Genomic DNA, 13,647 nt, shown 5'->3' with positions numbered 1-13,647 from the left:
AGTACGCCCATTTACCCCAGTTAGACGAGATAAACGATGACGCCTGAAAACCTGCCCATTGAACAATACGACGACCAGCTGGCGGAAAAGACCGCACGTCTCACGGCGATGATGTCGCCTTTTCATGCGCCGCAGGTTGACGTGTTCCGTTCACCGGTCAGCCATTATCGGATGCGCGCGGAATTTCGCGTCTGGCACGATGAGGGCGACCTGTACCACATTATGTTTGATCAGCAGACCAAAGCCCGCATGCGCGTGGACCAGTTCCCGGCAGCCAGTGAGCTGATTAACCGCCTGATGCCGGTGCTGATCGCGGCTGTTAAGCAAGATCCGGCATTGCGCCGTAAGATCTTCCAGATCGACTATCTCTCAACCCGCAGCGGCAAAATCATTGCCTCGCTGCTGTACCACCGTAAGCTTGATGACGAATGGCAGCAGGCGGCGACCGCCCTGCGCGACCAGCTACGCGCAGATGGGTTTGATATCCAGCTGATTGGCCGAGCCGCGAAAACCAAAATCATGCTCGATCAGGATTATATCGATGAGGTTCTGCCGGTTGCGGGCCGCGATATGATTTACCGTCAGGTGGAAAACAGCTTCACGCAGCCAAACGCTGAGATGAATATTCAGATGCTGGAATGGGCGCTGAAGGCCACAGAAAACTCGAGCGGCGATTTGCTGGAGTTGTATTGCGGTAACGGCAACTTTTCGCTGGCTCTGGCACGCAACTTCCGCCGCGTGCTGGCGACTGAAATCGCCAAGCCTTCCGTCGCCGCCGCGCAATTCAACATTGCAGCAAACCATATTGATAACGTGCAGATCATCCGCATGGCGGCCGAAGATTTCACACAGGCGCTGAACGGCGTGCGCGAATTCCGCCGTTTGCAGGATGTCGATTTAAGCGAATACGAATGCAACACCATTTTTGTCGATCCACCACGCAGCGGGCTGGATGATGAAACCGTGAAGATGGTGGCGGGCTACGACCGTATTCTTTACATCTCCTGCAATCCGGAAACGCTGTGCGCGAATCTGGAAACGCTGAGCAAAACGCACCGCGTGACGCGCCTCGCGCTGTTTGATCAGTTCCCGTACACCCACCATATGGAATCCGGCGTACTGCTGGAAAAAATCTGATCACGGGAAACTGAAATGCAAAACGGGCACCCCGGCGTGCCCGTTTTTATTTCTGTCGTTCTAAGACCGTCAGTATTACAAATAGACGCGCAGATATTCTGACAGGCAAAGGATCGCCATCGCCTGCCCGTAAGGCATTGAGGTCAGAGCTATTTCACGGTAGAAATCGAGATCATTGCCCATCGCCGTGCCGAATGAGGTTTGCGTCAGTTCCCCGGCCGGATTGATGTGTTTGATCACCCCCTGAATGGCTTTCTCCGCCACCGGCGCATAAGACGCATCGATATAACGTTTACGCACCGCCTTCAAAATACCGTACGCAAAACCGGCAGTGGCCGAACTCTCCAGATAGGACTGCGGATCGTCGAGCAGCGTATGCCATAAGCCGCTGTCATCCTGACATTTCGCCAGCGCGCTGACCTGGCTTTCCAGCACCTGTAACAAATAGCGGCGTGTTGCATTGTTCTCCGGCAAATCCACCAGTTCGAGGAATTCCGGAATGGCAATCGTCAGCCAGCTGTTGCCGCGCGCCCAGCGGGCCTGCGCAAAGTTATGATGACCGTCGAAGGTCCAGCCGTGGAACCACAGGCCGGTTTCACGATCCATCAGATATTGCACGTGAATCAAAAACTGATACGTCGCCTCTTCAACATACTCGGGACGGTCGAGCAATTTGCCGATTTTTGCCAGCGGCAGCACGCTCATCATCAGCGTGTCATCCCACATCTGCTGATGGTTTTCGTTGTTATAAACGATGTGCTGCATTGCGCCTTTGTCAGTGCGCGGCATTTCATGCATCACCCATTCCGCCCAGCGTTCCAGATAAGGGCGCCAGGCTGCATTGCCTGTTTCCTCATAGCGATACGCCAGCGTCAGGAACGGACTCATGGTATTGACGTTTTTGGTCGGCGTGCCTTCTGCCAGACGGGCCGTAAACCAGTCGTCGATTACCGCGCGCATTTTTTCGTCGCCGGTCTGCTGATAATACTGATAAATCCCGTAAAGCCCGATGCCGTGCGTCCATTCCCAGCCTGCCCAGCCTTTGGTGTCAATCACGCGGCCATCGTCGAGGCGCAACAGGAATTCCCCGGTTTTATCTTCGATATTCACCAGATTGTTGGTCACGTTGTGGATCAGCGCTTTCAGTTCATTACGTGAAATGAAATGTTCAGGCTGTCGCAGCAAGGCACTGTGTTTAACTTCAAAAACTTTCATGGCGTTCTCCTGTGAATTCAAAATTTTACAAACGTCCCTGAACCGGCATTTCAGCGGTATTTTCCCGGGTCAGCTTTTCAGGTGGCGGGTTATTGCGATGCAGATAACCGATATTGTTATTGCCCCACAGAGATTCGTATTTCATCCCTGTCAGCATTTCGACGGTGGCGCGGTCTTGCGGTGTGATTTGCTCCGGCACGATGCGGTTGGCTTCACGCATTTTGTGCGTTTCGCGGGTCAGTACGCCGTGCGTTTTCTGATTCAGGCGGAAGAACAATGAAATGATAAAACCCATGCTGAGCATCAGCAGTGAACCGATCACCAGCACACCCAGAATGGTGTGGCCGACCGCAGGTACCTGCTGGCTCTGTCCGGAAACAAACCCGGCCAGTTGCAGAATTATCCCTACCAGCATAACGGCACCGGCCTGAGAGGCTTTGCGGGTCAGCGTCATGACGCCAGCGAAAATCCCTTCGCGGCGCTGGCCGGTGATGGTTTCATCCACGTCAGCGATATAGGTGTAGATATTCCACGGCACATAGTTGATGCCGCCACGTCCCAGACCGGCCAGCGCGGAAATCAGCAACAACAGTGACATCGAATCATTCATACCGGCGTAGTACAAACCGCCGTAAAAAATCGCGGCCAGCCCGAACAGCGTCACAGCCAGACGATAAGACGGCGCAGGTCCGAAGCGGATACACAACGGGATCATCCCGATAACCGCCACAAATTGCAGAATCGCCATCATGCCCATCAGGTTTGAGGCCACGGAGGCGCTTTGCATCAGAACGAACACCACGTAATAAGTGAACACGGCGTTAAACACGTCCTGCGCGATGTAACCCCCCAGATAAAGCCCGAGATGCTGGCGGAAAATCTTGATGCGCAGCGTCGAAGACAATTCGACTTTCAGGCGTTTCAGGCTTTGTGCCAGCGTCAGTTGCTGACGTTCGCGCTCGATTTTTTTCGTTGCTTCGGATTTAAGCTCTTCCGGGCGTTCCCAGGTAAAGAAATACACCAGCGTCAGCACCAGTGAACAAATCACCGCGAAGACCAGACTCGAATAGAAGAAAGAAATGGCGTTATCTTTGCCGAAATGCTGCAACAAAATACCCGGCAGGAAGGCGGCGAGGATGGCCGACAACTGTGCCAGCGCGATACGCGCCCCTGAGAATTTGGTTTTCTGTTTGAAATCATCGGTCATTTCCGGCACCAGTGTTTCATACGGCACCAGAATCATGGTGTAGACGATATCGAACAGCAGATAAGTCAGCAGATAATAGACGTATCCCATTTCGCCCACCCACATAAAGCTGTAGCTGAAGACGCAGGGAATACCGAGCAGAATAAAGAACTTACGACGCCCAAAGCGCTTGCCGAGCCAGGTATTGCCGAAGTTATCCGTGAGATAACCCATCAGCGGACTGAGCACCGCATCGGCCACGCGCGCGGTGGCGAAAATGAAAGTCGCCTGGATGGGCGAAAGCCCGCAAAACGTGGTGTAGAAATACAGCAGCCAGGCTGCGGTCAGTGCAGTGGTACCCGCACCGAGAAAATCGCCGGAACCATAAGCGATGTAGGTAAAGAATCCGATCTTACGTGTTTTCATTGCCGTCTTGCCCCTGTTAAATCACTTTTAGGCCTAGGCTGAATGCGAACGAAACGACTTCGTCCGGCCATGATTCAAATTAGCGAGGAGACAGTGTGAAAACCTTTTGGTTTTTGCCACCCGGATGCACTTTATGGCAAAGAAATGAAGAAGTGGGCGATCTACATCTAAATATTGAACATGGGTTTGATATTAATGAAATGACAGTTCATTAAATGAGCCTGGAATTGTCAGGCGGGAAAGGGAATGACGCGAGGTGAAAGATAAAAAGGCAATCCGTGGATTGCCTTAAAAGACGGTGAAACTGTGGCGGTGTTTACGTCGATGACTTGCGCTTTTTCAGCTTCAGCCCAATCCAGAATACCAGTACAACGCAGATCAGCGACGGCAGAAAGTTTGAACCCAATTCAGGGTATTCCGCACGAACGATTGTGCTGTACAGCAGCAGGCCAAGCAGAAAACAGGCCGCGGACAGTACCGGCAACCCTTTCGGCATTTCACCTTTGTGATAGCGAACGTGCAAACAGTACACCGCTAACACCAGAGCAATAATCGGGAAAATCGAAAACGCGACGACGGCGCTAAACAATGCATCAAACGTGCCGCTGATCGACAGCCCGGCAATCAATGCTAAAACCAGAGTGCCATTATCCTGGTTAGCTTGTTCGGTCATCTTCTTTACCTCGGGTCTTATTAATCGACGTGACCGCCGTGCGTTCCTGCTGACGGCGATACCAGTAATATGCGCCTTTGGAAATCATTCGCAGTTGCAGCACCAGACGTTCTTCAAGCTGGCGGCGCTGTGCGAGGTCGACATCCAGCGCTTCCGCACCGGCGTTAAACACGATGATGACCATGGCTTCAGCCTGCGCTTCGGTAAAACTGCGCGGCATATGGTTTTCGAGTTGCAGATAGTCGGCAAGTTCCGCAATGAAATGCTGAATTTCACGGGCGACAGCGGCACGAAACGCCGACGACGTCCCGGAACGTTCACGCAGTAACAGACGGAAGGCGTTCGGGTTGTTGCCGATAAACTCCATAAACGTGGAGACAGAGGTGCGGATCACGCTGCCGCCCTTGGCGATACGCTGACGCGCCTGACGCATCAGCTGTCGTAGCATCAGACCGCTCTCATCGACCATCGTGAGCCCCAGCTCATCCACATCCCGGAAGTGCCGGTAAAAGGACGTCGGTGCAATGCCTGCTTCACGCGAAACCTCGCGTAAACTCAGACTGGCAAAGCTACGCTCGGCGCTGAGCTGGCTAAAAGCCGCCTCAATCAGCGTGCGACGCGTACGCTCTTTTTGTTGTGCTCTGACTCCCATAACCTTCATCCGGATAGTGTTCTTCTTTTTAGTTGTTCGCCCGATTTCGTTTCACTATACCAAAATTTTTATCGGTCCGAGTCATAGAAACCACAGCATAAAGTGGGTCTGAATGTTGCAACATTCCCATTAAATGACAACCGCATGTGGGGTGAATAGGTGTAATATGTTACTTTCTCGTTGTGATTTTGTATAAAAATAGGTTTCGAACAATGCAACAGCACTCACATTTTGATGCCATCATCATTGGCTCAGGCCCTGGCGGAGAAGGCGCCGCGATGGGACTGGTTAAACAAGGCGCCAGAGTTGCTGTCATCGAACGCTATAACAACGTCGGTGGCGGTTGTACACACTGGGGCACCATCCCTTCCAAAGCACTGCGTCACGCCGTTAGCAGAATCATCGAATTTAACCAAAATCCGCTCTACAGCGATAATTCCCGCACAATGAGCTCCAGTTTCCCGGATATCTTGCGCCATGCGGATTCTGTCATTAACCAGCAAACCCGTATGCGCCAGGGTTTCTATGAAAGAAACCAGTGCCAGCTGTTTTCCGGCGACGCCAGTTTTGTCGATGCCAATACCATCAGCATCCGCTACGCCGACGGCACGCATGAACAGATTACTGCTGACAACATCGTCATCGCCTGTGGCTCGCGCCCTTACCGCCCGGCCAACGTCGATTTTGGTCATCCGCGCATTTATGACAGCGATTTAATCCTCGAACTCAGCCATGAGCCCCGCCACGTCATTATCTACGGTGCGGGTGTTATCGGCTGCGAATATGCGTCGATCTTCCGCGGTCTGAACGTCAAAGTGGATCTGATCAACACCCGTGACCGCCTGCTGTCATTCCTCGATCAGGAAATGTCAGACGCGCTTTCTTATCACTTCTGGAATAACGGCGTCGTTATCCGCCATAACGAAGAGTTCGAGAAGATTGAAGGCGTGGAAGATGGTGTGATCATGCACCTGAAATCCGGTAAGAAAGTGAAAGCCGACGCCCTGCTTTACGCTAACGGACGCACCGGTAACACCGACAAACTCGGTCTGGAAAACATCGGTCTGGAAGCTGACAGTCGTGGTCTGCTGAAAGTGAACAGCATGTATCAGACCGCACTGTCGCATATTTATGCCGTCGGTGATGTGATTGGTTACCCAAGTCTGGCTTCCGCGGCTTACGATCAGGGGCGCATTGCCGCACAGGCGATGATCCAGGGCGAAGCCAAAGTACATCTGATCGAAAACATTCCGACCGGCATTTACACCATTCCGGAGATCAGTTCGGTGGGTAAAACCGAGCAGGAACTGACGTCAATGAAAGTGCCGTACGAAGTAGGCCGTGCACAGTTCAAACATCTGGCCCGTGCACAAATCGCCGGGATGAACGTGGGCAGCCTGAAATTACTGTTCCACCGTGAAACCAAGGAAATCCTTGGTATTCACTGTTTCGGTGAGCGTGCGGCTGAAATCATCCACATCGGACAGGCCATCATGGAACAGAAAGGCGAAGGTAATACTATCGAGTATTTCGTCAATACCACCTTCAACTATCCGACCATGGCAGAAGCCTATCGCGTGGCAGCACTTAACGGATTAAACCGCCTTTTTTAACGCGGCGGCGCTATCCCAGTAAGCCTGCATGTGTTCTTTAATGGCTTCGGCCAGCTGTTCGTAACGCCCGCGCAGTGGCGAACCGGGACGATAAACCAGCGCAATCGTACGGCGCGGTTCCGGTTTGTCACACGTCAGATAAGTCACCCCATCACGGCTGCGCTCACGCGGTACGGCCAGTGAAGGCAGCAGCGTAATCCCGCTTCCTGCCGCCACCATGTTTCGCAGAGTTTCCAGACTGGTGGCGCGGAAGTGGGTATCTTCATCGGCACCCGCCTGGAAGCAGAATCCGAGTGCCTGATCACGCAGACAGTGGCCGTCTTCCAGCATCAGCAATTTTTCACCCGCCAGATCGGCCATCGCCACGCGATCGCGTGATGCCCATGGATGATCGTCGTAGATCGCCAGCTTCATCGGCTCGTCAAACAGCGGCACTTCGATAAACGCTTCGCTCTCTTTTACCAGCGCCAGAATGGCACAGTCGAGCTTCCCGCTGTCGAGTTGCGCCAGCAACTGATGGGTTTGCGCTTCGTGCAGGTACATCTCCAGCTTTGGAAAGGTTTTGTGCAGGGTCGGGATAATTTGCGGCAGCAGATACGGCCCGACAGTCGGGATAAGACCGATGTGCATCGGCCCTGACATCGCTTCCCCCTGCTGACTCGCCATCTCTTTGAGCACTTTTACTTCACGCAAGACCGTGCGGGCCTGATCGACAAGTAATAAACCGGCCTGAGTGAACAGCACTTTACGGCTGGTTCTTTCCAGCAACATGACGCCAAGCTCATCTTCCAGCTTACGGATTTGCCCGCTCAGCGTTGGCTGGCTGACGTGGCAGGAATCTGCGGCGCGGCGGAAGTGGCGGAACTCAGCCAGTGCTACCAGATACTCTAAATCACGAATGTTCATTTTTCCCCCAATCCCTCATAGGCAATGCGATAGCCGTTAACGATAGATAAGATAGCAACCAACGATTATATCTATCAACCACAATCGTTAATAATGCCCCCCATCGAAACGGCACCGCCGTAAAAATTATCCATTTCATAGATTAATTAAGAGGTTATTCATGTTTGCAAGCCAGGAAGGGAAGCAGGTTCCACACGTTACTTTTCATACCCGTCAGGGCGACAAATGGGTAGATCTCACCACTGACGAGCTGTTTAAAAATAAAACAGTGATTCTCTTTTCACTGCCGGGTGCCTTTACCCCAACCTGTTCTTCCAGCCATCTGCCGCGTTACAACGAGCTGGCTCCGGTGTTCAAAAGCCACGGCGTAGACAGCATTCTGTGCGTTTCCGTGAATGACACCTTTGTGATGAACGCGTGGAAAGCGGAACAAAGCGCCGCCAACATTACCTTCATTCCGGACGGTAACGGTGAATTCACCAAAGGAATGAACATGCTGGTCGAGAAAGCCGATTTAGGTTTCGGTCCGCGTTCATGGCGTTATTCCATGCTGGTTCGTAACGGCGTGGTCGAGAAAATGTTCGTTGAGCCAAACAAACCGGGCGACCCGTTTGAAGTGTCTGATGCTGACACCATGCTGAAATACCTGGCACCAGAATATAAAGTGCAGGAATCCGTCTCCGTGTTCACTAAACCGGGCTGTCCGTTCTGTGCCAAAGCCAAACAGATGTTGCAGGAACGCGGTATTCAGTACGAAGAAATTGTATTAGGTAAAGACGCCACTACCGTCAGCCTGCGCGCCGTGACCGGCCGTGCGACCGTGCCGCAAGTCTTTATCGGTGGACGTCACATCGGGGGAAGTGACGACCTGGAGGTTTACCTCCATTCAGAAACGGAAGAAGTGTGTGCCGTGGCACAATAATTTTCGACAGCCATTGATTGTGAGAAGTAAGACAAGAAATTCCTGCATTACCAACAATAAGCAAGTATGACTACGTGAACTTTCGGCGGACCCTGGGTCCGCCTTTTTTTTATTGCATCTTCCCTTCAGAAGGGAAGATGCTCAGGTTTACAAGCCCAAACGCGCTTTCGCATCAGCAATCGCCAGCGCGACCTGCTGCGGAGAAACACCGCCTTTGGCGGCACGTTTGTCGAGGCAGGATTGCAGTTCGAGAATGGCGTAAACGTCATCGCCGATCGTGCTGCTGAATTTCTGCAAATCTGCCAGCGGCAATTCTTCCAGCGCTTTGCCCTGATGAATCGCTTCGACGACCGCTTCACCCACAATATGGTGCGCCTCGCGGAACGGAACGCCTTTGGCGACCAGATAATCCGCCAGTTCGGTGGAGTTGGCATAGCCTTGCTGCGCAGCTTCTTTGGCACGCGGGCGTTTCACCTGAATACCGTCCAGCACCAGCGATGCCATGTTCAGGCAATCCATCCAGGTGTCGAGCGCGTCGAACAGCCCTTCTTTATCTTCCTGCATGTCTTTGTTATACGCCAGCGGCAGACCTTTCATGGTCATCATCATGCCGGTCAGCGCACCCTGCACGCGGCCACATTTGCCACGGATCAGCTCCAGCGCGTCCGGGTTTTTCTTCTGCGGCATCAGGGAGGAACCCGACGTCACGCGGTCGGACAAATCGATAAACGCCGCTTCACCGGTGTTGAAGAAGATCAGGTCTTCGGCGAAACGGGAAAGATGCACCATGCTGATGGCCGCGTTAGAAAGCAGTTCCAGCACGTGGTCGCGGTCAGACACGCTGTCGAGGCTGTTACGGGTTGCTGATGCAAAACCTAACCAGCCAGCCAGTTGTTCGCGATCCATCGGATACGCGGTACCGGCCAGTGCACCACAACCCAGCGGGCTGACGTCCAGACGGGTCAGGGTATCTTTCAGGCGGCTTTCATCACGCGCCAGCATTTCTACGTACGCCATGCACCAGTGCGCAAAGGTCACCGGCTGGGCGCGTTGCAGGTGGGTATAACCCGGCATCACGGCGTCCTGATTGGCTTCTGCCGTGGCGACCAGCGCCTGCTGTAAATGATGCAGCGCCTCGCCCAGTTCAACCACCTGCGCTTTGCACCACAGTTTGATGTCGGTCGCGACCTGATCGTTACGGCTGCGGCCGGTATGCAGTTTTTTGCCAAGATTACCGACTTTGTCGATCAGCTTCCCTTCGACCCAGCTGTGAATGTCTTCGGCATCGCTGGCTAAAATAGCGCGGGGATTGGCACGGACTTCTTCCAGCAGCACGGTCAGCGCGTCTTCCAGCTGGATCTGCTCGTCAGCCGTTAAAACGTTGACGGTCACCAGCGCTTTGGACCAGGCCACTGAGCCCACGATATCCTGCTCTGCCAGCCGGTAGTCAAAACGCAGTGAGTCATTCAGTTCTTTAAACCGTTGATCTGCTGCCTGTGTAAAACGTCCGCCCCAAAGTGCCATTTTCCTGCTCCTGAAATGTTATGCAAAAGGGCGCAGCATGCTGCGCCCTGTTATCAATCCGACAAACCCTGCGCTTATTGTTTTTTCTTTTCGTTCAAAGCACGAATGCGTGAAGACAGAGAGAACAGACGGATGAAGCCGCCCGCGTGGCTGTGATCGTACACTTCGTCTTCGCCGAAGGTTGCGAACTCTTCCGAATACATGCTGTTTGGCGATTGTTTCTGAATCGCTGTCGCAGTGCCTTTGTAGAGTTTGATCACCACTTCACCGTTAACGTCTTGCGCCAGGGAATCCGTGGCTGCCTGAATAGATTCACGCAGCGGTGCGAACCAGCGACCATCGTACACCACGTAGGACATTTCGTGGCCGAGCTGCTCACGCCATTTGAAGCTGTCGCGATCCAGCACCAGTTGCTCAACGCCACGCAGCGCAGCCATCATGATGGTGCCTCCTGGCGTTTCGTAGCAACCGCGGGATTTAATGCCCACCAGACGGTTTTCCACGATATCGATACGACCAATGCCGTGTTTCACACCCAGTACGTTCAGCGCTTCAAGGCACTGGAACGGGCTCAGTTCGACGCCGTTAACGGCAACAACTTCACCTTTAGCCACTTTCACGGTCACCGTTTCAGCCTGATCCGGTGCGTCTTCCGGCGCAACAGTCCATGCCCAGCAATCTTTGTTTGCTGCATTCCACGGGCTTTCCAGCACGCCGCCTTCGGTGGAAATGTGCCATGCGTTTTCGTCACGGCTGTAGATTTTTTCGAGAGACGCGGTGGTCGGGATATTACGTTCTTTCAGGTAATCCAGCAGCGCTTCACGGGAACGTAAGTCCCACTCACGCCACGGAGCGACCACTTTCAGCTGTGGTGCCAGCGCGGTGTACGTCGTTTCGAAACGCACCTGGTCGTTACCTTTACCGGTCGCGCCGTGGCACAGGGCATCGGCACCCACTTTCAGCGCCAGTTCAACCTGAGCTTTGGCGATCAACGGACGCGCCATTGACGTCCCCAGCAGGTAGCTGCCTTCGTACAGTGCGCCGGATTTCAGCACCGGATACACGTAGTCTTTGATGAACTCTTCACGCAGGTCAACCACGTGGCATTCAGATGCACCGGTACGCAGCGCTTTTTGTTCGATGCCTTCCAGATCGGCACGTTCCTGACCGATATCAGCCACGAACGCGACCACTTCGCAGTCGCCATAGTTTTCTTTCAGCCATGGAATGATCGCTGAGGTGTCCAGACCGCCGGAGTAAGCCAGAACAATTTTCTTAATGCCTTGAGTTGCTGCCATGATGATTTCCTTCAAAAAATTCAATTAATCCAATGGGTTTTAAACGTGCCGATAGTGAACTACGCCAGAATGCGTGTTCCGATCGCGACGCCGTTAAACAGTGCCGGCAATTGCTCGGCGTGACGCCAGCTGGCGATATCAACCGGACGTCCGAGAGAACGTGCGGCGTCCAGCGCAGCGTGAACTTTGACGATCATGCCGTCGGTGATGATGCCCTGATCGATCAGCTGTTCAGCACGTTCCGCGCTCATTTCAGGAATACGCTGACCTTTGCCGTCGAGGATACCGCTGACGTCTGACAGCAGAATCAAATCTGCGCCCAGCGTGGCGGCCAGCGCGGTCGCCGCCTGGTCGGCGTTGACGTTCATCAGCTCACCGGTTGCGGTGATGCCGATGGAGCTGACAATCGGCAGATAGCCTGCATCGGTCAGCGTCGTGATTAGCGCCGGATTACCCGCTTCGGCTTTACCGACGAAGCCCAGAGATTCATCCAGCTGGGTCACACTGACCGTACCGCCGTCGGCCAGAGACAGGCCGACCGCGTTAATGTGATTTTTGACCGCCCACGCCAGCAGCGTTTTGTTGGCGCTCCCGGCGAGTGCACCGGTAATGATATCAATCTGGTCGGCTGGCGTGACGCGCAGACCGGCCTTCTTTACCACCGGCAGATTCAGCTTTTTCATCAGCTCATCCACCAGGCAGCCGCCACCGTGGACGATGACCAGCGGGCGCTGATATTCCTGACGATAAGCGACGACCGCCATGAACAGACGCTCAAGCGCTTCTTCATTATCCAGCAACACACCACCCAATTTGATGACTAACGGATTCATAGCTGTTTACGCCCCGACCGGTTGATTATGTTAATTAATAACAATACGTTTAATTTAATCTAACATCCCTGCGCATCTGAATAAACGCTCAGGGACGGTTGTTTTCTGTTTACTGACAATCTAACTGATTGTTAAAGCAGTGATTGCGTCTCAGGGAAACCGAAACGGATATTCATACACTGCACCGCCTGCGCCGACGCGCCTTTCAGCACGTTGTCTTCCGTCGCGACCACAATCAGATGTTCACCTTTCACTGCAAAGCCAATGTCACAGAACGGCAATCCGACCACGTCTTTCAGCGCCGGAACGCCTTTGGTGTAAAGACGCACCAGCGGTTTATCGTGATACGCATTGTGGAAGGCTTCCGCCACGTCCTGCTCCGTCACACCCGCGTTCAGACGGCAGGTGATGGTCGCCAGAATACCGCGCGGGAAGTTACCCAGATGCGGAGTGAAAATGACCGGCACGCCGAGATGCTCTGCAATTTCAGGCTGATGACGGTGGCTGAAAAGTTTGTAAGGTTGCAGGCTGACTTCGCAGAAGCTGTTGCCGAGCGTGGCTTTACGGCCTGCGCCGCTGACGCCGCTGGTCGCGTTAATCACCGGCCACTGGTTGTCATTGAGCAAACCGTTTTCGATAAGTGGTTTCAGCGCCAGCTGTGACGCCGTCGGGTAACAACCCGGCACGGCAATCAGCTGCGCGTCTTTCAGTTTGTCTGCCTGCCATTCGGCCAGGCCGTACACGGCGCTGTCGAGCAAATCGAGGTGCTGATGCTCAAAGCCGTAGAATTCGGTGTAAAACTCAGGTTTGCTGACGCGAAAGGCCCCGGACAGGTCAAACACCACACAACCGGCCGCCAGAAACTGCGGCGCCAGATCGTGGCTGACTTCATGCGCGGTCGCCAGAAACACGACATCGACACCTTTTGCCGCACCGGCAACATCCGTCAGCGGCAAAACAGGCAGATCGACAATACCTTTTAATTGAGGATGCAAATCAGAAAGCAATTTTCCTGCATCTGCACTTTGCGCTGAAACCGTTAAACCGGTTATGTTCATATGTGGGTGGCGATTCAGGTAAGCAGCGAGTTCAGCTCCGGCATAGCCTGTGGCACCAACAATCAGCGTATTCAACATAGGGTCTGTTCACCTTCTCAACTTATCTGTATGGCTTTGCGATACAGGGACTTCAACAGGTAACAGGTGGTCACCGCGTTGTACGCCGCTCACCCGCGAGATTCAGCCGTGTCGTTTTGACTAACG

At 53.6% G+C, this 13,647-nt stretch carries 12 protein-coding genes; 3 read left to right on the top strand and 9 right to left on the bottom strand.

The window, feature by feature from the left end; all coding sequences use genetic code 11:
* Positions 1-36: 36 nt before the first annotated feature.
* Positions 37-1,137, top strand: a complete 1,101-nt coding sequence (trmA, locus tag ACQZQY_RS05625; RefSeq protein ID WP_431296743.1) for a tRNA (uridine(54)-C5)-methyltransferase TrmA — start codon at positions 37-39, stop codon at positions 1,135-1,137.
* 75 nt (positions 1,138-1,212) lie between these two features.
* On the opposite strand, the gene ACQZQY_RS05620 is transcribed toward trmA, so the two are convergent.
* The 4 genes from ACQZQY_RS05620 to fabR form a co-directional block, all read right to left on the bottom strand.
* Positions 1,213-2,352: a glycoside hydrolase family 88/105 protein gene (locus ACQZQY_RS05620; protein ID WP_431296742.1), complete on the bottom strand. Its 1,140-nt coding sequence runs from the start codon at positions 2,350-2,352 to the stop codon at positions 1,213-1,215.
* A 25-nt stretch (positions 2,353-2,377) separates the two neighbouring features.
* Positions 2,378-3,964 carry an MFS transporter gene (locus tag ACQZQY_RS05615; RefSeq protein ID WP_431296741.1) on the bottom strand — a complete coding sequence of 529 codons (1,587 nt, stop codon included), beginning with the start codon at positions 3,962-3,964 and terminating at the stop codon, positions 2,378-2,380.
* Positions 3,965-4,280: 316 nt separating this feature from the next.
* Positions 4,281-4,637 carry a YijD family membrane protein gene (locus ACQZQY_RS05610; RefSeq protein WP_056774653.1) on the bottom strand — a complete coding sequence of 119 codons (357 nt, stop codon included), beginning with the start codon at positions 4,635-4,637 and terminating at the stop codon, positions 4,281-4,283.
* Complete coding sequence (gene fabR / locus ACQZQY_RS05605) at positions 4,621-5,289, bottom strand: HTH-type transcriptional repressor FabR (protein WP_056774650.1); 669 nt, start codon at positions 5,287-5,289, stop codon at positions 4,621-4,623. Before fabR ends, ACQZQY_RS05610 begins: the two co-directional genes overlap by 17 nt.
* A gap of 212 nt (positions 5,290-5,501) precedes the next feature.
* On the opposite strand from fabR, the gene sthA reads away from it, so the two are divergent.
* The gene (sthA, locus tag ACQZQY_RS05600) at positions 5,502-6,902 is read left to right on the top strand and encodes a Si-specific NAD(P)(+) transhydrogenase (protein ID WP_056774645.1); all 1,401 of its coding nucleotides are present in this window, start codon (positions 5,502-5,504) and stop codon (positions 6,900-6,902) included.
* Here sthA and oxyR read toward each other — a convergent pair.
* Positions 6,885-7,808, bottom strand: a complete 924-nt coding sequence (gene oxyR, locus ACQZQY_RS05595; protein WP_056774641.1) for a DNA-binding transcriptional regulator OxyR — start codon at positions 7,806-7,808, stop codon at positions 6,885-6,887. The genes sthA and oxyR overlap by 18 nt on opposite strands.
* A gap of 160 nt (positions 7,809-7,968) precedes the next feature.
* Here oxyR and ACQZQY_RS05590 point away from each other — a divergent pair, with 160 nt between their 5' ends.
* A complete protein-coding gene (locus ACQZQY_RS05590; protein WP_056774638.1) occupies positions 7,969-8,730 on the top strand; it encodes a glutathione peroxidase in 762 nt (253 codons plus the stop codon).
* A gap of 147 nt (positions 8,731-8,877) precedes the next feature.
* Here the strand turns inward: ACQZQY_RS05590 and argH are convergent, their stop codons facing one another.
* The 4 genes from argH to argC form a co-directional block, all read right to left on the bottom strand.
* Positions 8,878-10,254 carry an argininosuccinate lyase gene (gene argH / locus ACQZQY_RS05585; protein ID WP_056774633.1) on the bottom strand — a complete coding sequence of 459 codons (1,377 nt, stop codon included), beginning with the start codon at positions 10,252-10,254 and terminating at the stop codon, positions 8,878-8,880.
* Between the two features lie 74 nt (positions 10,255-10,328).
* Entirely contained in the window at positions 10,329-11,552 is a 1,224-nt protein-coding gene (locus tag ACQZQY_RS05580; RefSeq protein WP_056774630.1) for an argininosuccinate synthase, read from the bottom strand.
* 59 nt (positions 11,553-11,611) lie between these two features.
* The gene (argB, locus tag ACQZQY_RS05575; protein ID WP_056774627.1) at positions 11,612-12,385 is read right to left on the bottom strand and encodes an acetylglutamate kinase; all 774 of its coding nucleotides are present in this window, start codon (positions 12,383-12,385) and stop codon (positions 11,612-11,614) included.
* A gap of 131 nt (positions 12,386-12,516) precedes the next feature.
* Positions 12,517-13,521, bottom strand: a complete 1,005-nt coding sequence (gene argC / locus ACQZQY_RS05570) for an N-acetyl-gamma-glutamyl-phosphate reductase (RefSeq protein WP_431296740.1) — start codon at positions 13,519-13,521, stop codon at positions 12,517-12,519.
* Between the last annotated feature and the right edge of the window lie 126 nt (positions 13,522-13,647).

The organism is Rahnella sp. PAMC25559 (assembly GCF_050632365.1).
GTDB classification, from domain to species: domain Bacteria; phylum Pseudomonadota; class Gammaproteobacteria; order Enterobacterales; family Enterobacteriaceae; genus Rahnella; species Rahnella rivi.
This window is presented reverse-complemented; position numbering and strand designations above follow the sequence as displayed.